The 22,819-nt window shown below is 68.2% G+C and carries 20 protein-coding genes; 10 read left to right on the plus strand and 10 right to left on the minus strand.

Annotated features, from left to right (window positions below; translation table 11 throughout):
* The first annotated feature begins 82 nt into the window (after nucleotides 1-82).
* Nucleotides 83-1,051 (plus strand): bacteriophage T4 gp5 trimerisation domain-containing protein, encoded by a 969-nt coding sequence (locus tag ACZ6SF_RS09410; RefSeq protein ID WP_466061577.1) that lies wholly within the window; start codon nucleotides 83-85, stop codon nucleotides 1,049-1,051.
* Between the two features lie 39 nt (nucleotides 1,052-1,090).
* On the plus strand, nucleotides 1,091-1,720 hold the full coding sequence (locus tag ACZ6SF_RS09415) for a hypothetical protein (RefSeq protein ID WP_466061578.1): 630 nt from the start codon (nucleotides 1,091-1,093) through the stop codon (nucleotides 1,718-1,720).
* A gap of 67 nt (nucleotides 1,721-1,787) precedes the next feature.
* On the opposite strand, the gene ACZ6SF_RS09420 is transcribed toward ACZ6SF_RS09415, so the two are convergent.
* Nucleotides 1,788-3,215, minus strand: a complete 1,428-nt coding sequence (locus tag ACZ6SF_RS09420) for an ATP-binding protein (protein WP_466061579.1) — start codon at nucleotides 3,213-3,215, stop codon at nucleotides 1,788-1,790.
* Between the two features lie 319 nt (nucleotides 3,216-3,534).
* Nucleotides 3,535-4,293 carry a helix-turn-helix domain-containing protein gene (locus tag ACZ6SF_RS09425; RefSeq protein WP_466061580.1) on the minus strand — a complete coding sequence of 253 codons (759 nt, stop codon included), beginning with the start codon at nucleotides 4,291-4,293 and terminating at the stop codon, nucleotides 3,535-3,537.
* A 210-nt stretch (nucleotides 4,294-4,503) separates the two neighbouring features.
* Here ACZ6SF_RS09425 and ACZ6SF_RS09430 point away from each other — a divergent pair, with 210 nt between their 5' ends.
* Nucleotides 4,504-4,782, plus strand: coding sequence for a hypothetical protein (locus ACZ6SF_RS09430; RefSeq protein ID WP_466061581.1), 279 nt, complete (start codon nucleotides 4,504-4,506; stop codon nucleotides 4,780-4,782).
* Between the two features lie 136 nt (nucleotides 4,783-4,918).
* Here the strand turns inward: ACZ6SF_RS09430 and ACZ6SF_RS09435 are convergent, their stop codons facing one another.
* From ACZ6SF_RS09435 to ACZ6SF_RS09455, 5 genes are all read right to left on the minus strand, one after another.
* The gene (locus ACZ6SF_RS09435; protein ID WP_466061582.1) at nucleotides 4,919-5,530 is read right to left on the minus strand and encodes a DUF4352 domain-containing protein; all 612 of its coding nucleotides are present in this window, start codon (nucleotides 5,528-5,530) and stop codon (nucleotides 4,919-4,921) included.
* Between the two features lie 435 nt (nucleotides 5,531-5,965).
* Nucleotides 5,966-6,523 carry a ribonuclease H family protein gene (locus ACZ6SF_RS09440; RefSeq protein WP_466061583.1) on the minus strand — a complete coding sequence of 186 codons (558 nt, stop codon included), beginning with the start codon at nucleotides 6,521-6,523 and terminating at the stop codon, nucleotides 5,966-5,968.
* 9 nt (nucleotides 6,524-6,532) lie between these two features.
* Entirely contained in the window at nucleotides 6,533-7,003 is a 471-nt protein-coding gene (locus ACZ6SF_RS09445; RefSeq protein ID WP_466061584.1) for an SRPBCC family protein, read from the minus strand.
* A 393-nt stretch (nucleotides 7,004-7,396) separates the two neighbouring features.
* Nucleotides 7,397-8,200, minus strand: a complete 804-nt coding sequence (locus tag ACZ6SF_RS09450) for a TIGR03084 family metal-binding protein (protein ID WP_466061585.1) — start codon at nucleotides 8,198-8,200, stop codon at nucleotides 7,397-7,399.
* 125 nt (nucleotides 8,201-8,325) lie between these two features.
* Nucleotides 8,326-9,681: a hypothetical protein gene (locus tag ACZ6SF_RS09455; RefSeq protein WP_466061586.1), complete on the minus strand. Its 1,356-nt coding sequence runs from the start codon at nucleotides 9,679-9,681 to the stop codon at nucleotides 8,326-8,328.
* A 119-nt stretch (nucleotides 9,682-9,800) separates the two neighbouring features.
* Between ACZ6SF_RS09455 and ACZ6SF_RS09460 the strand changes: the two genes are divergently transcribed.
* Nucleotides 9,801-10,598 (plus strand): cyclase family protein, encoded by a 798-nt coding sequence (locus ACZ6SF_RS09460; protein WP_466061587.1) that lies wholly within the window; start codon nucleotides 9,801-9,803, stop codon nucleotides 10,596-10,598.
* Nucleotides 10,595-12,301, plus strand: a complete 1,707-nt coding sequence (locus tag ACZ6SF_RS09465) for a thiamine pyrophosphate-binding protein (protein ID WP_466061588.1) — start codon at nucleotides 10,595-10,597, stop codon at nucleotides 12,299-12,301. Before ACZ6SF_RS09460 ends, ACZ6SF_RS09465 begins: the two co-directional genes overlap by 4 nt.
* Here ACZ6SF_RS09465 and ACZ6SF_RS09470 read toward each other — a convergent pair.
* Both ACZ6SF_RS09470 and ACZ6SF_RS09475 read right to left on the minus strand, forming a co-directional pair.
* The gene (locus ACZ6SF_RS09470) at nucleotides 12,249-13,520 is read right to left on the minus strand and encodes a cytochrome P450 (RefSeq protein ID WP_466061589.1); all 1,272 of its coding nucleotides are present in this window, start codon (nucleotides 13,518-13,520) and stop codon (nucleotides 12,249-12,251) included. The two genes, ACZ6SF_RS09465 and ACZ6SF_RS09470, sit on opposite strands and share 53 nt — an antisense overlap.
* Nucleotides 13,517-14,110 carry a TetR/AcrR family transcriptional regulator gene (locus ACZ6SF_RS09475; protein WP_466061590.1) on the minus strand — a complete coding sequence of 198 codons (594 nt, stop codon included), beginning with the start codon at nucleotides 14,108-14,110 and terminating at the stop codon, nucleotides 13,517-13,519. The genes ACZ6SF_RS09470 and ACZ6SF_RS09475 overlap by 4 nt, the downstream gene beginning before the upstream one ends.
* 209 nt (nucleotides 14,111-14,319) lie before the next feature.
* On the opposite strand from ACZ6SF_RS09475, the gene lon reads away from it, so the two are divergent.
* From lon to ACZ6SF_RS09500, 5 genes are all read left to right on the plus strand, one after another.
* Nucleotides 14,320-16,668, plus strand: a complete 2,349-nt coding sequence (lon, locus tag ACZ6SF_RS09480; protein WP_466061591.1) for an endopeptidase La — start codon at nucleotides 14,320-14,322, stop codon at nucleotides 16,666-16,668.
* Between the two features lie 182 nt (nucleotides 16,669-16,850).
* The gene (locus tag ACZ6SF_RS09485; RefSeq protein WP_466061592.1) at nucleotides 16,851-17,501 is read left to right on the plus strand and encodes a fasciclin domain-containing protein; all 651 of its coding nucleotides are present in this window, start codon (nucleotides 16,851-16,853) and stop codon (nucleotides 17,499-17,501) included.
* A gap of 151 nt (nucleotides 17,502-17,652) precedes the next feature.
* Nucleotides 17,653-18,333: an ECF RNA polymerase sigma factor SigK gene (gene sigK, locus ACZ6SF_RS09490; RefSeq protein ID WP_466061593.1), complete on the plus strand. Its 681-nt coding sequence runs from the start codon at nucleotides 17,653-17,655 to the stop codon at nucleotides 18,331-18,333.
* Nucleotides 18,326-19,138 (plus strand): anti-sigma factor, encoded by an 813-nt coding sequence (locus ACZ6SF_RS09495; protein ID WP_466061594.1) that lies wholly within the window; start codon nucleotides 18,326-18,328, stop codon nucleotides 19,136-19,138. The genes sigK and ACZ6SF_RS09495 overlap by 8 nt, the downstream gene beginning before the upstream one ends.
* Before the next feature lie 199 nt (nucleotides 19,139-19,337).
* On the plus strand, nucleotides 19,338-20,924 hold the full coding sequence (locus ACZ6SF_RS09500; RefSeq protein WP_466061595.1) for a molybdopterin-dependent oxidoreductase: 1,587 nt from the start codon (nucleotides 19,338-19,340) through the stop codon (nucleotides 20,922-20,924).
* Between the two features lie 13 nt (nucleotides 20,925-20,937).
* Here ACZ6SF_RS09500 and ACZ6SF_RS09505 read toward each other — a convergent pair whose 3' ends face one another.
* Nucleotides 20,938-22,818 carry an ABC transporter ATP-binding protein gene (locus ACZ6SF_RS09505; RefSeq protein WP_466061596.1) on the minus strand — a complete coding sequence of 627 codons (1,881 nt, stop codon included), beginning with the start codon at nucleotides 22,816-22,818 and terminating at the stop codon, nucleotides 20,938-20,940.
* Nucleotide 22,819: the final 1 nt, after the last annotated feature.

The raw sequence follows: 22,819 nt of genomic DNA on the forward strand, positions 1-22,819 counted from the left end.
CAGCCGCGCCGGGAAGGTGTGAACAGTACAGATGTCCACAGAAAAACCCGTCTCCGACCCCTTGGAGCCGGAAGGCACTGGTGTGCCAGCGGACGCCGCGGCTGAGCACACCGCCTCCGGTAGCGAGACAGCGAAGAAGGCGCCGGCCGGCGACGACGCCGCGGAATCCGGTTCCACGGATAAGGCCGACGCCACCGAGAAGATCGAGAAGCCCACCGCGGACCCCGACGCCACCGTGAAGGCCGGTTCGGATGTCACGGAGAAGGTCGACTCGGACAGCACGGAGAAGGTCGACTCCGACAGCACCGAGAAGATCGACTCGAAGACGACCGGGAAGGTCGGGGCGGACGCGACCGAGAAGGTCGACCCCGATGCGACGGTGAAGGTCGGCACAGCCGCGCCGGAATCGGCCGGCGGGGACGATGCCACCGTCGCGCTCGGAAAGTCCGGAACCGCCGACAAGGATGCCGACGCCGCCACGGCATCGGAGTCCGGTGACGAGGACAAGCCCGCCGCGGACGACGAAGCCGCGAAGTCCGAGACCGGCGGCCGGCGGTTCCCGTTGCCCGCGCTGGCCGGTTTCGCGGTACTGCTGGTCGCCGCCGTGGTCGCGGTCGGGGTGTTCTTCTTCCTCGCCAACGACCGCCAGGAGGAATTGGATCGCCGCGCCGCGGCCACCAAGGCCGCCTGCGATTTCGGGAACAGTTTCGCCACCTACAGCGGCGACAAGGCCGACGACTACATCTCCCGGCTCGATCAGGGCGCCACCGGTGACTGGAAGAAACTGGTCTCCGAGATCGGGCCCGAACTGAAGACCCGGTTCGCCCAGACCCAGGTGAATTCCACCGCCGCCGAAGTACAGTGCGGCTACGAATCCGGTTCCGACGACAACGCCCGCGTGGTGCTGGTGATCGACCAGCAGTTCACCACCGCCGGCGCCCAGCCACAGCAGCAGCCCGGCCGGGTCAAGGTCGCCGCCAATGTCGATATGGAGAAGATCGACGGCACCTGGCTGGTGGCGAAGTTCGACACCCCGATGATGCAGCAGTAACCGGGCCGCGAGACAGACGAGAAGCGAGGACTCGAAGCTATGGCGAAGAACGAGACCGCGGCGGCCCGGGATTCCGACGGCAAATCCGGACTGCTGCCGATGGTGGCCGCTTTCGCGGCGGGTGTGGTGCTGGTGGCACTGGTCGTCGCGAGCGTGGTGTATTTCCGCGCATATCAGCAGAACCAGGGCGAACTGAACGCGCAGAACGAATCCACCAAGGCCGCCTGCGATTTCGCACAGGCCACGAATACCTACGACTACCAGGGCGATCTGGACGGTTTCATGACCGCCATGAAGGACGGCGCCACCTCGAACGTCGTGCAGTCGCTGGAGCAGAACTGGGATGTGCTGCGCCAGCTGCTCACCGAGTCGAAGGTGAAATCCTGGGTCGACGAGTCGACCTGCGGTTTCCAGTCCGGTGACGAGAAGTCCGCCAAGGTGCTGGTGAATATCGGCCTGATGAAGACCAATGCCGTGACCCCCGAACCGAAGCGCCAGGACATCGCGGTGGTCGCGGGCCTGGAGAAGGACGGCGACCGCTGGATCGTCAACCAGTGGGAACTGGCGATGCTGCAGGGTGTGGGTGCCGAAGGCGGCGCCCCCGCGCCCGCCGGCCCGGCGCCCGCCGCCCCCGGGGGCGGTCAGCCCGCCCCCGCGCCCGGCAACTGATCCCGGAACGATCCGGACGTATTCCGGCGGTGGTCGAACCACCGCCGGAATACGTCTTTTCAGGGACTTATGCGCGAAGCAGCGTCACCACGCGACCGGCGGGTGAGGTGACATCGCTGAGCCGAGTGCGTTCGGCGATCGACGCGGCGCTTTCACGTCGATCGAAAATCACCAGGACACCGGTCGGTAATCCGACCCGGTCCAGATAACCGTCGAGCTGAACCAGACCGTCTTCCAACGGGTCACCGGATTTTTCGCGCCACACCTTCAACTCGAAGGCCTGCCGCTGCTGCGCACGCCCCCCGTCCGGTTCGGTGTAGGGCTGCCGAATGAGCAAGTCGATCCGGCCCCGCCCGACACCGTACTCGCGATCGATGAACCCGCCACCGTTGACGATCCGGTGTAGAAACGCCATCAGTACCAGCTGCGGAGCCACCTCGTGGTAGTTCCGTTGAGTGGTGAGAACTTCGCCGTTGGCGATCCAGAATGCCATGAACTCCTGTAACAACGCCGGAAAATCCAGACGGCCGTCGGCAAGTTTGAAGCGGCTGGGTTCGGCAGTGACGTTCTCTTCGATACCCGAGGCCAGAACTCGCAGGATCACCTCGTTGTAGATCGGATTCGCAATCCGTACGGGCCGGTCCTCGGCGATCAAACCAAGGTCACGGACGTAGGACAGGGCGTCGGCGAACTCGATATCACCATCCTGATTCCGCCCCGCGATGAGCGATTCGACCACCCGCCGGACCCGGGGTTCGAGCAGCTTTGCGACCAGCGAATCCAGGTGCGTGGCGCGCGCGACGATCAACCGTTCCTTCGCGATATCGATATGGTCCTCGGTGATCACGGACTCCACCCCCATCCGATCGATCACCTCGGCGGCCAGCGCGTTCACCAGCCACGGCTGCCCCTGCGTGTAATAGAACGCAAGATCGAGGGCCCGCGGATCGAAATGCTGTCCTGTCTCCGCGGTGTGCTGCCCGTAGAGTGTCGCGACCTCCGCGGCGGTGAAATCGCCCAGCCGCACCGACTCGACCTTGATATTGAACGGGCTCGAAGTTCCCAACCGGCCGGGGTCCCCGCCCGAGGCTGCCTTGTAGTCCCGCACGTCCCGTAATCCGCACAACACCACCGAATGCAGGAAACTACTTCGATCGGCTGTGTAGCCGTCCCGCAACTGTCGCAGCACACTGACCAAACTGGCCCCCCGCACCGCATCGATCTCATCGAAGAACAGGACAACCGGCTTTGGGCACCGCCGGACCCATGCTCCCAGTCCAGTCAGAATTCGCGATCCCGGTATTGCATCCGGCCACGGAGACGGTGGCTTCATCTCCGGCGCCAGCCCGGCCAACTCGGCCGCCTCGGTGATCCGGCCCAGGATCAACTGCTCGACGGCGCCGATGTCCTCTCCGAAGGGTTCCGCCACCTCACAGGAAAACCGGAGTGCGACATACTCCCCTTCATGTGTGAGCAGGCGTGCGAGATCGGCCAAGGTCGTGGTCTTGCCGGTTTGCCGTGGCGCGTGCAAGACGAAGTACTGCCCACGCGCTATATGCCGGTGCGCCTCTGGTAACCGCGCTACCGCGGGCAGCATGTAATGCCGATCCGGAGTGCACGGCCCGGTGGTATTGAAATACTTCACAGCCTCCCCTACTCCGCGACGTGATCGATATCGACACCTTATCCCTCGGTAATCCGCAGGTCCCTCGCCTGGAGGCTTGTCCGGCGGTCGCTCGATCATCACAGATGACCATCGGATCGAAGCCTTCGCGGTCCCGCATTATCGCCGCAGGCCAACCCGGACGCGGTGGTCAGGAGGTGGTGTCCGGGGTCCGGTTGTAGGAGTCGACAGTCGCTTTCGAGGTAGATGAATTCTGCAATACCAGCTCCCATGGCCCCGTGTTCACCTCGAAGTTCTTGCCGAACCCCACCCACTTTCCGGCCATCCGGGTACCGGTCAACTCGATCAGCAGCTGGATCGAGCCGTGATACCGGGCGCCGCGGTAGTAGCCACCCGGCGCGGTGTGCTCGCTCCATGTACCGGTGCAGATGTTGCCGTCGACGCTGAGGTCCATTTCGAGTGACGACGGAGATGAGCCGGGCAGGCTACGCACCGTGAGCCGGTTATCGTGCTGCAACACCACGACATAGTGCGCCGCAGTGAAGGTGGCATCTCGCCCGCTCGAGTAGTACTCGTAGCGGGAGAGCCAGACACCGGCGTACGACCCGGGCAGCCGCGCCCGGCCCGCTCCGGTTGCCGAGGCGACCTGGCCGGAGTCGATATCTCCGATGGCGGACTCGACGTTCCGGCTGCCGTCCGGGCCCGACAGGCTACGACCTGCCATCACTGCGCCGAACCCGAGCGTTTCGATCGGTAATCCCATGACCTTCTCCAATGCCCTCGCGTGGGACGGGCGCGGGTTGAGGGTGCGGCCGGCTTCCCAGCGCTGCACGAGTCTCTTCGTGGCGCTGAGGCATCCGGCCTCACGCAAGGCTCGTGCCAGGTCGTCCTGGCTCATCAGCCGGGCATTGCGAGCCGCGCGCAAAGCCGTGTTAGGTGTCGTGCCCATGTCCTGACGGTAGCGTTTGGACGCCTGAATGTCGCCTGAAATAAGTATGGATTGACGCCTGGTCGGTCGTCGTATCGGTCCAGGTCGACCGCAACCCTGTACGAAGCCCCGCCGTCGGGTCGACCCGGCTCCCCGGCGGCGGGCGTTTCCAAAGGCAGGGTCGGGGAGCAGGGGTGCGCCATGGTCGGCGGAAGGCCGAAGGCTGTCGCGTTGATACGCAGAGACATCCAGGGGGACGGCGTGGATGTCCACCGGGTGGCCGAGCGTCACGGCTACCGGATGGTATGGACGGTCTATCTCGACACGGGACCCCTGGCGTCCGCGCTCATCGTGGCCGGTGTCGTCATGGAACACAACGCGAATGCGGTCGTGGTCCCCTCATTCGAGCATGCCGATTCGATACGTCACACGATCACCGATCTCGCCGATCTCGTCACGCCGAACCAGGTATACCCACGCGGGCACCGATGGCCGGTCGTCGAGCTGTGAGCGGTGCCGACCTCGCGCTGGTCGCGCTCGTAATCGGGCTGACTTGGCTCACCGTGGTGCTGTTCCGGGAGTAGCGCGAGGGGTCGCGGTAGCGCGGCAGACACCGACTTCGTGCCTGCCGCGCAGCAAACAAACGCTACTTCAAGGCCACCTGCGCGCCACCCGAGAACGCCGAATCATGGAACTCGATCGCCGTCGGCACCGCATTGTCGGCGATATCGAACACCAATATGACGTCGATCTTGTTGCCCGGATTGATTTCACCGGTCGTCGCACCGGGCTCGTTCACATACGCTTCGGCCATCGAATCGTTGGTGAACTCGCGGCCTTGTTCGTCGATCAGCGTTTGGTTCTGCCCGAAATAGTACTGGGCCGTGTCTGCGATATTGGTGACCGTGACATGCACCATCACGAACTGTCCCTGTGCTTCTCGCTGAACCAAGGTGCTCCAGGACACCGCTTCCTGTCCCTGATCGACCTTTGTCACCTGGAACTCGAACTTCCCATCTCTCACAGCCGAACCCGCGGCAGCAGTGTCATCGCCAGTGCTGGATCCTTCCCGGACGCCTTCGGCGACCGAGGAGGACACATCATCCGAGTTGGCGACGAGAGCAACGCAGCCACCGAACCCGCACAACAGAAGGATGGCGGGGATGAGCAGCCACGGCCACACGGTCTTCTTCTTCGGCGGTTGAGGTGGCGGGTAGCTGCCGTAGGGCTGCTGCGGGTAAGGCGGCTGGTTGGTCATGATCGTCCCCTCTGTTCGGTGGAGCGCAGTACTGAGCCCGGCTCATGTGAATACCTCCGAACATGTGACGTGTTACATGGTTTCGCAATGGAAGTATTGGGAAGAGACGCCCCTTGCCCACACGCAATCCCCCCAGTGGTTGTGACCGTGTGGTGTGCGAGGCTCCCTTGCCGTATCAGCCACGGATATCGGGCGGATTCGCGTCGTCACGGTGTGTACGCCGACCATTCGGCAGAGCGGGAGCGCTGTGGCCCACTGCCTGAATGACAGTCATCCGCTCGGGATTCGAATCAGTAGCGGCGAGCAGCTGATGAGTGGCTGCCGGACCCCGGGCGCCTCCGGCGGTGGGTCGAGCCACCACCGCCGGAGGCTATTCGGGCGGTCTGTGAAGGTACTACCGCGACAACAGCGCGCGCACTCCGGCCGTGGGGCCGGTCAGAACAGGTGCAGCGGCGCTGTTGTCGCGTAGTCGACGGCCGGTGGGGCCATCGGTTCCGCAGCCTTCCCTGCTGCCGCGGAGGTTTGTGGGGCCTTACGGGTTCCGGCGGGTTCGGTGCCGGAGGTGGCCGCGGCCTTGCGGGCCGCGGAACCGGCCAGGGCGTCGGCCTGCTCGTTGAAGTAGTTGCCGACGTGACCGCGCACCCAGCGGAAACGTACCGGGCCGGGTCGTGCGGCGATGGCGTGGTCGATATCCCGGATGAGTTCCAGGTTCTTCACCGCGCCGCCGCTGGCGGTGCGCCAGCCGTTGTTGCGCCAGTTGGGCAACCATTCGGAGGCGCATTTGATCGCGTACAGCGAATCGCTCTCGATCAGCAGGGGGTCGGGGCCGGGGTGGGCGCGGATGGCCTCCAGGACGGCCCGTAGTTCGGCGATCTGGTTGGTACCCGTTGCCGCGCCGCCGCTCTCGGCGCCACCGGCGTGGTCGACCCACGCCCAGCCGATGGCTCCACCGGGGTTGCGCAGGCACGATCCGTCGGTACTCACGATGATCATGGCAGTACCCTACGCATGGCGGCCGACAAGGTCCGTACCGTGGAACTCTTCGATGGCGGCGCGTAGTCGCGCCTCGGTGCGGCGCAGGGCCGAACGGAGCAGGGCCGCACGCGGCCGGCCGACCAGAAAAGCCGTCACGCCGCGTGAATCGGCATAGTCGAGTTCGCAGCTGAGCACCGATCTGCCGCGGCCGAGCGGGTCGAAACGCAGGGTGAGCCGGGCCGACAGCGGGCCGCTCAAGGTATAGCCGAGGACTGCGTCCTGGCGATGCTCGCTGATCTCGCACACCAGGGTCGGCTGCCACAGGCCGAACCGGTAGCCGATGTCGTAGCGGGCGCCGACGCCGTTCTCGATCTCGCCGTGCGGGGTGATGCGTCTGGCTCCCGCCAGCCAGTCCGGGACGGACAGGGGATTGTCCGCATAGGCGAAGGCAACGGTGATCGGTGCCGTCACGTCGCTTGCGTATTTGATGAAGCCCACGGGCCCTCCCTCCACGGCTGCCCGACAAAAGTACTATAACTTTCCGTTTTATTTCGGACAGTTGGAGATTCGATAGCCGATGGACACCACCTGTGACGCATTGCCGATCGGTTCGGCGACGGTATCAGGCCAGGTGGCAGGCCGACCGCCTGTGATTACCCATTCGGAACCGAGATAAGCGTCACAGTCCGGGAGAATCTGCCGGGGTGGACAGGATTCATCGGAGGTTTCGGGCATCGGACCGGGGGTACTTTTCACCCGCCGGCGAGCGCCGTACTCGACTGCCGTGCGCAGGCACCCGGCCAACGACGTCCGGCTGTCGCGGATCCGGTGTGACGCTCGCCGGCCTGACCGATCAGCCGTCGCCGATCAGGCGAAAGAACCTGTCGCCGATCAGGCGAAAGAACCCGGTTCCCGGCCGTTCCCCGGCGGCCCGGCGAAGGCCTGCGCGAGCGTGAGCCATTCGGCGGCATCGGTGCCGACGGCGTGCAGCGCCAGATCGTCCGGATGTCGCCGTTGCGTGACGAGCAGACAGAAATCCAGGGCCGGTCCGGTGACCCGCTGTGCCGCGTCGTCGGGGCCCCACGACCACACGGCACCGGAGGGCGCCGCCAGTTCGACCCGGAACTCCTCGGCGGGCGCCGCCCGGCCGCGTACGGAATAGGCGAAATCGCGGGTCCGCACTCCGATATGGGCCACAGCGCGTAACCGGTCGGTGGGTTCGCGGCGTACGCCGAGCGCATCGGCGACATCCTGACCGTGCGCCCACGTCTCCATGAGTCGCGCGGTGGCCATGGACCCGGGCCGCATGGGCGGTCCGAACCAGGGCACCTTGGCGTCGCCAGGGACGGCGCGCAGCGCTTCGGCGAGCGCGCTACGGCCGCGGCGCCAGCGGTCCAGCAGTTCGGGCACCGGGGTCCCGGCCGCTTCTTCGGCGGCCTCGTCGACGAAGGTGTCCACCCGGGCCGCGGCGGCGGTCAGTAGTTCCGTGAAGGCGGTGCCGCCGGTGCGCGCGTCGGTGGCGGCGCGGGCGGCGACCTCATCGGTCCAGGCCAGGTGGCCGATTTGATGGGCGATGGTCCAGCCGGCGGCGGGGGTCTGCCGGGTCCAGTCGGCGGGCGCCAGGCCGGCCACGAGACCTTCCAGTTCGGCGCCTTCCGCGTCGAGATCGCGTAGTAGCGCGTCCAGGTCGGCCATCGTCGCTCTCCTCCGTCGCGCACCGGTTCCCGGTGCTCTGTCAGCATCGCAGCGGGCCGAGAAAAATACAAGCACGCTTGCTTGTATTTCGGGCGGGGCTCCGCGCGGAACGGTTTACGCCGGGTCTACCAGCCGAAGAGCAGCAGGTGGGTCGCGCCCACCAGCAGCCCGAGCGCGGCGCCGTGCAGATACAGCAGCCAGGCGTCCTGCTCCACCGAGGCGTAGAACATCTCCATGAACTCGCCGGGGGTCAGCTGCTGGAGTTTGCGGGCCGCGAACTCGTCGATCTTCTCCGCCTGCTCGCGGATGAAATCGGCATCCTCCACCAGCGAGGGCGCCAGGCCCACCGCCGCACCCGCCGCGCCCACCTTCAGATTGTCGAACTGCCGCCGGCCGAACGCCGCGCGCACCACCGAGGTGGTCCGGCCCAGCTGCCGGTGGATCTCATCGGAGATGAGCTGTTCGAGCAGAATCCGGGTCTTGTCGCCGTTGGGGCCGTTCAGCAGCTCGTCGGACAGATTCGGCAGGGTCAGCACCTGGTAGGCGAGGATATGCGCCAGATCGGTCGCCGCCTGCGGTTGCCGTTTGGCCAGCAGCGCCTGTTTCCACAGGTACTTGTAGCGGGGCTGGGGATCGCCGGGGGTGAACACCACGCGGATGGCGATGATGTTCACGATCACGCCGATGGCCGCCGAGACCAGCAGCACGATCACCCAGGCCGGAACCCATCCCCACACCGGAATGTCGTGGTGGATATGCAGATAGAGCGCCAGCAGCAGACCGAACGGCGCGCCCAGCAGGCCGATCCGCACCATGAACTTCAATTCCGGGGCGGCGATGGTGGTGGTGAGATCCTTCAAGATCTGCGGATTTTCCTGCAGATACCGGATCACGAAACCTTTGACATCGATGAGCTGATCCACATTGTCGCCGAGCGAGGCGAAGGCCCGGCGGGCCAGTTCCGGCATCTCGCGTTCGACCCGCTGATAGATGAGCTGGCGCATGGCGCGCGGCAGGGTCTGCCACAAATCCGGGTTCTCCCGGTTCATCACCTCGTCGACAATGGTCTTCACCTGTTTCTGCGCGAGCGCGGCGACGTAATCGGCTATTCCCTCGAGATCCAGTTCGTGGATGAAATCTCGCGGACTGCCGATTCGCATCAATGCCTTGTCGACACAGATACTGGCCATCTTCTCGGCGCGCGCCGGTATGAAACCCTGGAAACCGAGCTTCGAACCGTCCTCGGAAAAAGTCGGCAGCACCTGCACCCGCCGGGGCAGATACGGGTAGAGCACATCGAGACCGGGAATCCGGACGCCCCGGAACAGCAGCGGCCAGAAAAGCATCAGCACGCCGGTCCAGTTGGTGAGCCAGCCGGCCGCGGCGCTGAAAATGGGGAAACTGACGAGATCCACCACGAATTTGGTCTGACCGGTGAGTTCTTCCCAGTTGATCAACACTCCGGACGAGAGTGTGATCATCGCGCGCTCCCCCTCGGGCCGGATCGTGAATCGGAGATCATCACATTGTCACCGGGCCGTCCCGGGTGTCAATCAGCGCCACCCGTGCCGTGACCGCCGCTCAGGAATAGGGTGCCGATATGACCAACCCGCCGCCCGCCCCGGTGCTCACCGATTTCCTCGACGCTCTTCTCGCCGGACGGCTCGAGGTCATCGATCTCACCACCCCGCTCAGTAGCGCCACCCCCGCGTTGCGCCTGCCCGCGCCGTTCGCCAATCTCATCGACTTCGGGCTCGAAGAGGTCAGCGCCTACAACGAGCCCGGCCCCTTCTGGCGGCACAACAACATCCACACCGGCGAACATATCGGCACCCACCTCGACGCACCGGTGCACTGGATCACCGGCCGCGACGGCGACGACGTCTCGCAGATCCCGGTGCGGCGCCTCCTCGGCGCGGCCGCCGTGCTGGACCTCACCGCGCAGGTCGCGGCCGACCCCGACTACCTGCTCACCGTCGCCGATGTCGAGGAATGGGAGAGCCGCCACGGCCGGCTCACCGCCGGGACCTGGCTGCTGCTGCGCACCGGGTGGGAAGTGCGGGGTGGATCGGAGGCCGAATTCCTCAACGCCGACGACACCGGTTCGCACACCCCGGGTGTGGCCGTCGACTGCGCCCGCTGGCTGGCCACCGAACGCGATATCACCGGGCTCGGTGTGGAAACGGTCGGGGTGGACGCCGGGCTGGCCGGTGGATTCGACCCGGCCTTCCCGGTGCACCACTACTTCCTCGGCAACGACAAATACGGACTCACCTCGCTGCGCAACCTCGGACGCCTGCCCGCGACCGGCGCGATGCTGGTGGTGAGCCCGCTGCCGATCGTGGGCGGCACCGGAAGCCCGTCGCGCGTGCTGGCCGTGACCGGAGCGGCCGGATGACAGCAGGCCGGGTGCCGGACAATCCGCCGGCCGGCGCGCGACAGCCGGTCTACGGGCCGACCGTCGCCGATGTGGTGGGCCGGCTGCTGGCCGATCTCGGTGCGGGGCACTGCTTCGGGGTCGTGGGCAGCGGCAATTTCGTGATGACCAACGCGCTGCGGGCCGGCGGAGTCCCCTTCACCGCGACCCGGCACGAGGGCGGCGCCGCCACCATGGCCGACGCGTATTCGCGGATGTCGGGGCGGGTCGGCCTGGCCTCGGTACATCAGGGCTGCGGGCTCACCAACGCCGTCACCGGAATCGGCGAGGCCGCCAAGAGCCGGACGCCGATGATCGTGCTCGCCGCCGACAGTCCGGCCGCCGCGCTGCGCTCCAATTTCCGGGTGGACCAAGACGCGCTGGTCCGCAGTGTGGGCGCGGTGTCCGACCGGGTGTACTCGGCGCAGACCGTGGTCGCCGATGTGACCCGCGCCTACCGCACCGCCGTCACCCTCCGGCGCACGGTGGTGCTGAATATCGCCATCGATGTCGCGGCGGCCCCGGCGACCGTCACCGGGCCGGTCGCGGCGACCGTGGCTCCCGCCCGGGTACGGCCCGACACCGGCTCCGTGACCCGGCTCGCCGAAACCCTGCGTACCGCGCGGCGGCCGGTATTCGTGGCAGGCCGGGGCGCGCGCGGCGCCGGGCCGGTGCTCGCCGAACTCGCCGCGGAATGCGGCGCGCTGGTGGCCACCTCCGCCGTGGCCAACGGGCTTTTCGCCGGGGACGAATTCGGCCTGGGTATCTCCGGCGGGTTCTCGACACCGGCCGTGGCCGATCTCATCGCGGGCGCCGACCTCATCGTGGGCTGGGGGTGCGCGCTGAACATGTGGACCATGCGTCACGGCCGCCTGATCGGTCCCGAGACCACGGTCGTGCAGGTGGACGACGATATCGACGCCGTCGGCGCGCACCGCCCGGTCGATTTCGGGGTGATCGGCGACTGCGGCCTCACCGCCGAGGACGTACTGGCGCGAGTCCGTGGCGCGGGAACCGGCGACGGTTATCGCACCCGGGAGGTGGCCGCGCTGCTCGCCGCGGCGGGCCGCTGGCGTGATGTGCCGGTCGAGGACACCTCCACCGGCGAGCGGATCGATCCCCGGGTGCTGTCGATCGCGCTCGACGACCTCCTGCCCGCCGAGCGGGTGGTCGCGATCGATTCCGGGAACTTCATGGGCTACCCGGCCACCCATCTCGCCGTGCCCGACGAATTCGGTTTCTGTTTCACCCAGGCGTTCCAATCCATCGGACTGGGCCTGCACACCGCTATCGGCGCGGCCTTCGCCCAGCCGGGACGGCTGCCGGTACTGGGCACGGGCGACGGCGGTTTCCTGATGGCCGTCGCCGAACTCGACACCGCGGTACGGGCCGAGTTGCCGCTGGTGGTGATCGTGTACAACGACTCCGCCTACGGCGCCGAGGTGCACCACTTCGGCGACGCCGACCATGCCACGGTGACCTTCCCGGAAACCGATATCGCCGCCATCGCCGAGGGGTTCGGGGCCGCCGGCACGACGGTGCGCACCGTCGGCGACCTCGCCGGTGTTCGCGGCTGGCTCGACGACTACCGCGCGACCGGCCGCGGCCGCCCGCTGGTGATCGACGCGAAGATCACCAGCGACGGGGGCGCATGGTGGCTGGCGGAGGCATTCGCGGGCCACTGACCGTCGCGGGCGCTCCGAGGTCGACCGGCTGGCTGCGCAGCCCACGCAGGACCGGGCTCGCGACGCGCCGGGGAGTTCCCGCGGGGGCCATCGCCGGCACGCGGCGCACGAGTTCCTCGATGGCGGCGGTGGCCTCCAGCCGGGCCAGGGCGCTGCCGATGCAGTAGTGGATGCCCGCACCGAATGCGAGCTGATCTCCGATGTTCGGGCGGTCGAGCCGGAACTCGTCCGGCTCGGGGAATTGCCGTGGGTCGCGATTGGCCGATCCGACCAACGGCAGTACATAGCCGCCGGCGGGAATGGTGGTGCCGCCCAATTCGACATCGGTGGTGGCGACCCGCAGTAGTGCCTGCGCGGGCCCGTCGAAGCGCAGCGTCTCGGCGACTGCCTGCGCGGCCGAGGCCGGGTCGGCGTGTAATTGCCGCTGGAGATCGGGCCGGTCGAACAGCGCCAGCGCGGTGTTGGCGATCAGGTTCGTGGTGGTCTCATGGCCCGCGACCAGCAGCAGGATGCAGAAGTTCACGGTCTCCGCGGTCGTGAGCGCCTCCTCGCCCGTGCCGCTCACCAGGGAGCTGATCACATCGTCGCCGGGCGCGCGCCGTCGCCGCCGTATCGTGCGATAGAAGAACCAGGAGATGGCGATCGCGCTGCGGATCATCGCGGTCCGGCTGCCCCCGGTCAGCAGGCCGTCGATGAGTCCGTCCGACCAGCGTTTGAAATCGTCGCGGCGGCCGGCGGGTACTCCGAGCATTTCGGCGATGATGATGGCCGGAAGCGGGGCGGCGAGATCGCGGACCAGATCTGGGTCGCGGGTAGCGGTCATTTCGTCGACCAACTGTGTGGTGACCTCGCGAATCCGCGGTTCCCAGGCCGTGATCCGGCGCGGTGTGAAAGTGCGGCTCACCTTCCGGCGCAGCATCGTGTGGTCGGGCGGATCGCTGGTCAGCAGCACGCGGACCGCGGGTATGCCGGAGAGGAGGTTGTGCAGCCATGCCGGGCCGGTCATCGTCGGGTTGAAGGGATCGGACCCGATGGCCGAAACGGCGGAGGAGAAGCGGTGCGCATCGCGCAGGACGGTGCGGACATCGTCGTAGCGGCTGACTATCCAGAGATCGGGGTCGGTGGAGTGGTAGACCGGCGCCCGCTCTCGTAGCAGCGCGTAGGCGGGGTAGGGATCCTCGATAACGGCGGGATCGTTGAAATCGAAGGTATGGCTCATCGTTTCGCCCCCATTGCGGCAAGGAGAGTGTCGACCCATTCGTCGACGAATCGGTCGTCGGTGGTTCCGAGGGGGCGGTGACGGTAGATATTCGTCATCACCCAGTAGTTCTCGATGGCGCCGAGCCAGATCATGGTCATGGCATCGAAATCGCGTTCGGGCAGGCTCTCCTGCGCGGCCCGGTCGGCCAGCCAGCCGGACAGGTACTTGTACGAGGGTGTGAACAGCCGCTCCCGGGCCTGTGCCATCACCTCGGGAAACTGCTCGGACTCCTTCATCATCACGCGAATCAGGTTGTGCCAGTTCGACATCAACAGCAGGGAACCGCGTGCCACGAGCACGAGTTCGGCCCGCAGATCGCCGAGCGGAAACATCGGCGCCAGCGCGAACCCGGTCTCGGCGAGTTGGATGGCCGCCTCCACGGCGGCAGCCAGTACCTGCTCTTTGGATGCGAAATGGGTATAGAGCGACCCGGAGCGCGGGGACAGCCCGGCGGCTTTCTCGATCGCCGCGACGCTGGTGGACGCGTATCCCTGTTCGGCGAAGAGCCGCAGCGCTTCGGCGACGATTCGCTCCCGGGTACTGTCCACGTCGGCTTCTCCAATCGACCGCTTGGATAAACCAATCGTACGTTTGGATCGAGAGCCGGCGCAATGTACAGCGGCGCGGTCCGGAGAAACCCGCGCGGCGGCCGGGAATCGACGGAAATTCGCCGTCGGCGAACATGGGGGCTGGGGCGGAACAAAGGCAAACCTCTCGAAGTTGAGTCCCAGTAGCTCAAGTATTGGAGGTTGCGTTCGTGACTACACCCCAGAATCTTCCGGTGCTGTTCCTGACCGATCCCATCGTGCTGCCCGGCATGGTCGTACCGATCGAACTGGACGAATCCGCACAGGCGGCGATCGACGCCGCACAGGCCGCGAAGACCGAAGCCGTCCTGCTCGCCCCCCGCCTCACCGAGGGTTACGCCTCCTACGGCGTGATCGCCACCATCGAACAGATCGGCCGGATGCGCGGCGGCACCCCCGCCGCGGTGCTGAAGGCGGAACGGCGTGCGAAGATCGGCCACGGTGTCACCGGCCCCGGCGCCGCGCTGTGGGTGGAGGCCGAACCGGTCGACACTCCCGCCGCCGACGGTCGCACCCGCGAACTCGCCGCGGAGTACAAGAAGCTGGTCGTCTCGGTGCTGCAGCGGCGCGAGGCGTGGCAGATGGTCGACGCGTTCAACCAGCTCACCGATCCCTCGGCCATCGCCGATACGGCCGGATACGCCGCCTACCTCTCCACGGATCAGAAACGTGAACTGCTGGAGACCCCGGATGTGACGGCCCGGCTGAACCGGCTGATCGAATGGACCACCGCGCATATCGCCGAGGCCGAGGTCACCGAGAAGATCGGTGACGAGGTCCGCGAGAACATGGAGAAGAGCCAGCGCGAATTCCTGCTGCGCCAGCAGCTCAACGCCATCCGCAAGGAACTCGGCGAGGACGAACCCGACGGCGCAGACGACTACCGCACCCGGGTCGAACAGGCCGATCTGCCCGATTCCGTACGGGAGGCGGCGCTGCGCGAAGTGGGCCGGTTGGAGCGGTCCAGTGATCAGAGCCCGGAAACGGGCTGGATCCGGACCTGGCTCGATACCGTGCTCGAACTGCCCTGGCAGGTCAAAACCACCGACTCCACGGATGTGGCGGCGGCGCGGGCCGTGCTCGACGCCGACCACCACGGGCTGGACGAGGTGAAGGACCGCATCGTCGAATACCTGGCGGTCCGGGCGCGGCGCGCGCAGCGCGGACTGGATGTCGTGGGCGGGCGCGGGTCCGGCGCCGTGCTGGTGCTGGCCGGACCGCCCGGGGTCGGCAAGACCTCGCTCGGGGAATCCGTGGCGCGGGCGCTGGGCCGTGAGTTCGTCCGGGTCGCCCTGGGCGGCGTGCGCGACGAGGCGGAGATCCGCGGGCACCGCCGCACCTATGTGGGCGCCATGCCCGGCCGGATCGTGCGGGCCGTCAAGGAGGCCGGTTCGATGAACCCGGTGGTCCTGCTCGACGAGGTCGACAAACTGGGCGCCGATTTCCGCGGCGATCCCGCGTCGGCACTGCTCGAGGTGCTCGACCCCGCTCAGAACCACACCTTCCGCGACCACTACCTGGATATGGACCTCGACCTGTCCGACGTGCTGTTCCTGGCGACGGCCAATGTCATGGACACCATCCCCGGCCCGCTGCTGGACCGGATGGAAGTGATCACGGTGGACGGCTACACCTCCGACGACAAGGTCGCGATCGCCCGCGACTTCCTGCTGCCGCGGCAGCTGGAACGCAACGCGCTCACCGCCGACGAGGTGCGGGTCACCGACGCGGCGCTGCGCGAGATCGCGGCCGACTACACCCGCGAAGCGGGAGTGCGGCAGATGGAACGCTTGATCGCGAAGGCGCTGCGCAAGGCCGCGACCCGGCTGTCGGAGGTCCCCGGCAGCGATACCGCGCTGGTCATCGATATCGCGGATCTGAAGGACTACCTCGGCCGTCCGCGGTTCACCCCGGATTCGGCCGAACGTACCGCGGTGCCCGGCGTGGCGACCGGACTCGCGGTGACGGGTCTCGGCGGTGACGTGCTCTACATCGAGGCCAACACCGCCGAGGGCGAACGCGCCCTGACCCTCACCGGTCAGCTGGGTGACGTCATGAAGGAATCCGCGCGGATCGCGCTCACCTATGTGCGGTCGCATCTGGGCGAGATCGGTATCGAATCCGCTGTGCTGGACCGCAATCTGCACGTCCACGTCCCGGCGGGCGCGGTGCCCAAGGACGGGCCCTCGGCCGGTGTCACCATGGTCACCGCGCTGGTGTCGCTGGCGCTGGGGCGCCCGGTGCGCTCGGATGTCGGGATGACCGGTGAGGTCACGCTGAACGGCCGGGTCCTGCCGATCGGCGGGGTGAAGCAGAAACTGCTGGCCGCCCAGCGGGCCGGGCTGAAGACAGTGTTCATCCCGGCGCGTAACGAGCCCGATCTGGACGATGTGCCCGCCGATGTGCTGGCCGATCTCGATATCCGGCCGGTGGGCGATGTCGCCGAGATCCTGGCCTACGCCATCGAACCGGTCCGGGAAGCGGATCTGGACGGGCGGACCCTGGCGGTCAGCGCCTGATCCGCCGAGAACAGCGGGCCGCGGCCGAACCGGAAACGGTTGCCGCGGCCCGCTTTCGCGTGCGTGTTCTCCGGTCGTTACCGTCGCGCACCCATCCGCACCGGCAGGCCGGCCGAATTCCGTCCAACAATGTTCGCAGCGCGGCCGCACGGGTCGTCCTGGCCGGAAAGTGATGGAATTCCATGAAGCACATACAGCGTGTGGTGCTACTGGCGGCGATCTCGTCGACCGCGCTCCTGGGCGCCACCGGATGTTCGAGCGAGGAGAGTTCCGCCGACGCGCCCGCTCCCGCGAGCAGCGCTCCGCAGACCTCCGCCGCCGGTGCGGCCGACGATCCGGCCGCCGGTCTGGTGGGCGCCGGCTGCGCCGAGTACGCGGCGCAGGTGCCCTCCGGCGCGGGCTCGGTCGGCGGGATGGCCCAGGATCCGGTGGCGGTGGCCGCCTCGAACAATCCGATGTTGAAGACCCTGGTCCAGGCGGTGTCCGGAAAGCTCAATCCGCAGGTGAACCTGGTGGATACGCTCAACGGTGGCGAGTTCACGGTCTTCGCGCCGGTCGATTCGGCGTTCGGGAAACTCGATCCGGCGGCCGTCGAAGGTCTGAAGACCGATTCCGCGGCCCTGACCGATATCCTCACCTACCACGTGGTGCCCGGCCGGATCGAACCCGGCGATATCGCCGGCGACCACACCACGGTGCAGGGCGCCCCCGTGACGGTTACCCGCGCGGGCGACGATATCGAGGTCGGCGGCGCGTCGGTGATCTGCGGCGGCGTGCAGACCGCGAACGCCACGGTCTACATGATCGACGGGGTGCTCATGCCGCCCGCGTGAGCGATTCGTGCCCGCCTGCCTGCCCGGTGGACCAGACTGAGCCCATGATGCGCCAGGATCGCCACAGTGACCTGCACAACAACCGGGAGTTCGACCCCATCCCCGGACCCGGGGGCGGCGAACACCTTGCCATGCAGTGGAGGGCACGATCATGACGAACTGGCCGGATTCCGGCTCCGGTCCGATCCGCCTCCGGGACGCCGGACCGGAGCTCGGCGACGGCGACGGTCCCGAGGCATGCGCCGCCCGCCCGGCCGGCCACGACGATCGGGCCACCGCCCGTCGCCACGCCGAACTCCTGCAGGCGGCCGGGAGCGGTGACCGCGCGGCGTTCACCGACTTCTACCGGGAGACCAGTCCCCGGGTATTCGGGCTCGCGCGGCGGATCCTGCGCAGCCCGGCCGCGGCCGAGGAGGCCACCCAGGAGGTGTATCTGCAGGTGTGGTCGGCGGCGGCGCGGTACGACCCGGCCCGGTCGAGCGCGATCGGGTGGCTGATGATGATCACCCACCGCCGCGCGGTCGACCGGGTACGGGCCGAGGAATCGGCCACCGGACGCGAAATCGTCTACGGGCACACCCATCTGGGACGCGACCACGACATCGTCTCCGAAACCGTGCACCAGCGGCTGGACGAGGCGGCCGTCCGGGACTGTCTGGACGTCCTGACCTCCACCCAGCGGGAGGCGGTCGCACTCGCCTACTACAGCGGGCGCACCTACCGGGAAGTCGCCGACCAGCTCGAATCACCACTGCCCACCATCAAGAGCCGTATCCGTGACGGTCTGAAACGGCTCCAGAACTGCCTATCAGGGGTTGCCTCCGATGCCTGACACCTCACCACCCGATTCGCCGGGTGGCCACAGCGACCTGATGGACCTGGCCGTCCCGTACGCCCTCGACGCCGTATCCGATGCCGAGGGCGCCGAAATCGAACAGCGGGTGCGCGCGGCCGGTCCGGACACCGTCCGGAGTTTCGACACCACCGTCCGCGAGGTCCGGGAGGCCATGGGGGCGCTGTCGGTACTCGACGCGCAGCCGCCTCCGGCCCATGTGGAAGCCGCGATCCTCGCGGCGCTCGATTCGCTGCCCGGAGCTCGTTCGGACGTGAACACCGGCGCTTGGGCAGGGGCGGCCGCCGGGTCCGTCGCGGACCAGGACGCCGACGAATTGGCCCGGGCCCGGCGCCGCCGGACCATGCGACGGCTCGCGGCCGCCGCCGCGGCGGTGGTGGTCGCGGCCGGCGTCGCCATCGGTATCGGCGTGTTCGAGGAGACCGGCGAGGGTCCGGACGGGACGATCTCCGCGCAGCAGGTCCGGGAGCGGGCCGACGCCCGCACGACCACCGCCGCCATCGGCGCCGGCACGCTCACCGTGCACAGTTCCGCCGAACTGGGCGCCGTCACGGTCTCCTTCGACGCGGTGCCCGCGCCCCCGGACGGCAGCGACTACCAGCTGTGGCTGATCGACGCGAGCGGGGTCCCGCGGTCGGCCGGTGTGCTGCCCGAACTGCCCGCCGAGGATGCCCCCTACATCACCGAATTCGCCACGTCCGACCAGCTCGCGGTGACCCTCGAACCCGACGGTGGATCGCCGGCGCCGACCACGTCTCCGCTCGGCGCGGTGACCCTGGGCTGAGCGTCCGCCGATACCGGCCCGCGCCTTCCCGGCACCGGTCCGGTCACGGCCGGCCCTGCTCCGACTGCGATATCTGACGGTTCGGCGACGCCTGTTCCGGCCGTCTTCCCCGGTCGTGCCCGGAATGACACCATCCGCAGCGGGGAGTCTGTACGAACCCCCGGCAGCGGGCGGTGGCCCGAGCAGGAATGAGGCGGTCATGCAGAACACAACCGGAACCACGGAAAGCGATTCGCGAAGCCCGGACGGTCGCGGGATCGGCGCGGTCGCGGCGGGACTGTGCGGTCTGCTGGCCGCCGCGATGGTGCTCGGGATCGCGGAACTGTTCGCCGGCCTTATCGATCCGGACGCCTCCCCGTTCGTGTCGACCGGCGCGACCGTGGTCGACCACACCCCGGCCGCGTTGCGCGAGTTCGCCATCGAACAGTTCGGCACCCGCGACAAGGCGGTGCTCTTCCTGTCCATGGCGGTGGTGATGGCAGTGCTGGCCGTGGTCGCCGGGTTGCTGGAACGACGCGGCCCGTACGGCAGTCTGCTGCTGGTGGCGCTCGGCCTGATCGTCTGTGTGCTGGTCCTGTTGCGTCCCAACGCGACCCTGGTGTTCGCGCTTCCGATTCTGCTCGGGGTCGCGGCCGGTGTCGCCACTCTGCGCTTCCTGATCGCGCGGGCGCCGGGGAACGACCCGCGCACCGAACCGAGCACGGGGCCGGCCACCGATCCGTCGCGTCGAAAGTTCCTGGCCCTCGCCGCCGGGGCGGCCGCGGTCGCGGCGGGAAGCGCGGTGGCGGGGCGCTGGATCGGGGAGCGGATGCGCGCGGTCGCGGCCGATCTGGAACAGTTCGTCCTGCCCCGGCCGCGGGTTCCCGCGGCGCCCGTCCCGCCGGGAACCGATCCGCCGGTGCGCGGGCTCACCTCGTTCGTCACCCCCAACGCCGACTTCTACCGGATCGATACCGCCTTGCGTATTCCGGCGGTGACCAGCGAGGACTGGCGGTTACGGATCCACGGCATGGTGGACCGCGAAATCGTGCTGAGTATGGACGATCTGCGCCGCCGGCCGGCCGTGGAGAAGATCGTCACGCTCACCTGTGTATCCAACGAGGTCGGCGGCGACCTGATCGGCAATGCGCGCTGGGTCGGCTATCCGCTGGCGGAGTTGCTCGCGGAGGCCGGGGTCCGGCCGGACGCGGATATGGTGCTGTCCACCAGCGCCGACGGTTTCACCGCCGGGACCCCGGTGGCCGCCCTCACCGACGGCCGCGACGCCCTGCTGGCGGTGGGGATGAACGGACAGCCGCTGCCGGTCGAACACGGCTACCCGGCCCGGATGGTGGTGCCCGGTCTGTACGGCTACGTCAGCGCCACCAAATGGGTGGTCGATCTGGAACTCACCAGATTCGATATGGCCGAGGCGTATTGGACCCAGCGCGGCTGGTCGGCGCGCGGCCCGATCAAAACCGCGTCCCGGATCGATGTTCCGGCCGCGTTCGGCGACCTCGCACCGGGACCGACCGTGGTGGCCGGGGTGGCCTGGGCGCAGCAGCGCGGTATCGCGGCGGTCGAGGTGCAGGTCGACAACGGCCCCTGGCAGCCCGCCGAGCTGGCGCCGGAGTACTCGCTGGACACCTGGCGCCAGTGGACGTGGCGCTGGGACGCCCCGCCCGGTGCGCACACCCTGCGGGTCCGGGCCACCGACGCGAAGGGGAACGTGCAGACCGATCAGCGCGCGAGCCCGGCACCCGACGGCGCCACCGGGTGGCATTCCCGGTCGGTCACCGTCGGGTGAGGTGGGGCGCGGCTCAGGCCACGGCGGGCGCCGGATCGTCGGCGAACTGGGTCCGGTACAGCTCGGCGTAGCGTCCGTCGGCGGCCAGCAGTTCGGTATGCGATCCGCGTTCCACGATCCGGCCCGCTTCCACCACCAGGATCTGGTCGGCCGCGCGGATGGTGGAGAGCCGATGCGCGATCACCAGCGCGGTCCGCCCCTGCAGCGCTTCGGTGAGCGCCGCCTGTACCGCGGCCTCGGAGGTCGAATCGAGTGAGGCGGTGGCCTCGTCGAGGACCACCACGCGCGGCTGTTTCAGCAGCAGCCGGGCGATGGTGAGCCGCTGGCGTTCACCGCCGGAGAGCCGGTATCCGCGTTCACCGACCACCGTATCGAGTCCATCGGGCAGCGCGGCCACCAGATCCCGCAGCCGGGCCCGGGTCAGCGCGTCCCAGATCCGGTCCTCGGTGGCGGCCGGATCGGCCAGCAGCAGGTTGGCCCGGATGGTGTCGTGGAACAGGTGCCCGTCCTGGGTGACCAGCCCGACCGTGTCCTGGATGGAGCGGGTGGTCAGCTCACGCACATCGGCGCCGTTGAGCCGCACCGCGCCGGAATCGACATCGTAGAGCCGCGAGACCAGTTGCGCGATGGTCGATTTCCCGGCCCCCGACGAACCGACCAGCGCGATCAGCTGTCCGGGTTCGGCGCGCAGCGTGACGCCGTGCAATACCTCCTCGCCGCCGCGGGAGTCCAGGGTCGCCACTTCCTCCAGCGAGGCCAGCGAAACCTTCTCCGCGGACGGGTATCCGAAGCGGACCGCGTCGAATTCCACCGCGACCGGCCCCGCGGGCACCGGCCGCGCGCCGGGCGCGTCCGTGATCAGCGGGTCGAGGTCGAGGACTTCGAAGACGCGCTCGAAACTCACCAGGGCGGACATGATCTCCATCCGGGCACTGGCCAGCGCCGTCAGCGGTGAGTACAGCCTGGTCAGCAGCAGCGAGAGCGCCACCACCGCGCCGGCGTCCAATTGCCCGCGCAGCGCGTACCAGCCGCCGAGCCCGTAGACCAGGGCCACCGCCAGCGCGGAGACCAGGGTCAGCGCGGTGACGAACACGGTCTGCACCATGGCGGTGCGCACTCCGATATCGCGGACCCGCTGCGCGCGCAGCGCGAACTCGGTGGATTCCTGCCGGGGCCGGCCGAAGAGTTTGACCAGGGTGGCTCCGGGCGCGGAGAAGCGTTCGGTCATCTGGGTGCTCATCGACGCGTTCAGACCCGCGGCCTCACGCTGGATATCGGCGAGCCGGTCGCCCATCCGGCGGGCCGGGATCACGAAGGCCGGGAGCAGCAGCAGCGCCAGCACGGTGATCTGCCAGGACAGCTGCAGCATCACCACCAGCGTGAGCGCCACCGTGACCAGGTTGGCGACCACACCGGACAGCGTGTCGCTGAACGCGCGCTGGGCGCCGATCACATCGTTGTTCAGGCGGCTGACCAGCGCGCCGGTGCGGGTGCGGGTGAAGAACGCGATCGGCATCCGCTGGACGTGATCGAACACCGCGGTGCGCAGATCCAGGATCAGCCCCTCGCCGATACGGGCCGACAGCCACCGGATCACCAGGCCCAGGCCGGCGTCGAGTACCGCGAGGCAGGCGATCGCCACCGCCAGCAGGATCACCGTGCGCGGCGCCGAGCCGCCGACGATATCGTCGACCACCCGGCCCGCGAGCAGCGGCGTGGCGACCGCCAGCACCGCCGCCACCACGCTGAATACCAGGAACGCGCCCATTCGCCGCCGGTGCGGCCGCGCGAAGCCGAGGATGCGCCGGGCCGTGGTGAGGCTGAACGCCCGTTCCTCGCCGGGAGCGTTCATCCGCCGGTACATCTGGTCCCAGGCCACCGATTCCATGCTCATC

This window comes from Nocardia sp. NPDC049935, from assembly GCF_055586645.1.

Excerpts from the sequence above, each read along its gene's own strand:
- ACZ6SF_RS09440 (WP_466061583.1), bottom strand. The coding sequence starts at position 6,523 with ATGATCATCGTGAGTACCGACGGATCGTGCCTGCGCAACCCCGGTGGA.
- ACZ6SF_RS09485 (WP_466061592.1), top strand. The coding sequence starts at position 16,851 with ATGAAGCACATACAGCGTGTGGTGCTACTGGCGGCGATCTCGTCGACC.
- ACZ6SF_RS09450 (WP_466061585.1), bottom strand. The coding sequence starts at position 8,200 with ATGGCCGACCTGGACGCGCTACTACGCGATCTCGACGCGGAAGGCGCC.
- ACZ6SF_RS09415 (WP_466061578.1), top strand. The coding sequence starts at position 1,091 with ATGGCGAAGAACGAGACCGCGGCGGCCCGGGATTCCGACGGCAAATCC.
- ACZ6SF_RS09500 (WP_466061595.1), top strand. The coding sequence starts at position 19,338 with ATGCAGAACACAACCGGAACCACGGAAAGCGATTCGCGAAGCCCGGAC.
- ACZ6SF_RS09495 (WP_466061594.1), top strand. The coding sequence starts at position 18,326 with ATGCCTGACACCTCACCACCCGATTCGCCGGGTGGCCACAGCGACCTG.
- ACZ6SF_RS09470 (WP_466061589.1), bottom strand. The coding sequence starts at position 13,520 with ATGAGCCATACCTTCGATTTCAACGATCCCGCCGTTATCGAGGATCCC.
- ACZ6SF_RS09465 (WP_466061588.1), top strand. The coding sequence starts at position 10,595 with ATGACAGCAGGCCGGGTGCCGGACAATCCGCCGGCCGGCGCGCGACAG.
- sigK (WP_466061593.1), top strand. The coding sequence starts at position 17,653 with ATGACGAACTGGCCGGATTCCGGCTCCGGTCCGATCCGCCTCCGGGAC.
- ACZ6SF_RS09425 (WP_466061580.1), bottom strand. The coding sequence starts at position 4,293 with ATGGGCACGACACCTAACACGGCTTTGCGCGCGGCTCGCAATGCCCGG.
- ACZ6SF_RS09505 (WP_466061596.1), bottom strand. The coding sequence starts at position 22,818 with ATGAGCATGGAATCGGTGGCCTGGGACCAGATGTACCGGCGGATGAAC.
- ACZ6SF_RS09460 (WP_466061587.1), top strand. The coding sequence starts at position 9,801 with ATGACCAACCCGCCGCCCGCCCCGGTGCTCACCGATTTCCTCGACGCT.
- ACZ6SF_RS09435 (WP_466061582.1), bottom strand. The coding sequence starts at position 5,530 with ATGACCAACCAGCCGCCTTACCCGCAGCAGCCCTACGGCAGCTACCCG.
- ACZ6SF_RS09455 (WP_466061586.1), bottom strand. The coding sequence starts at position 9,681 with ATGATCACACTCTCGTCCGGAGTGTTGATCAACTGGGAAGAACTCACC.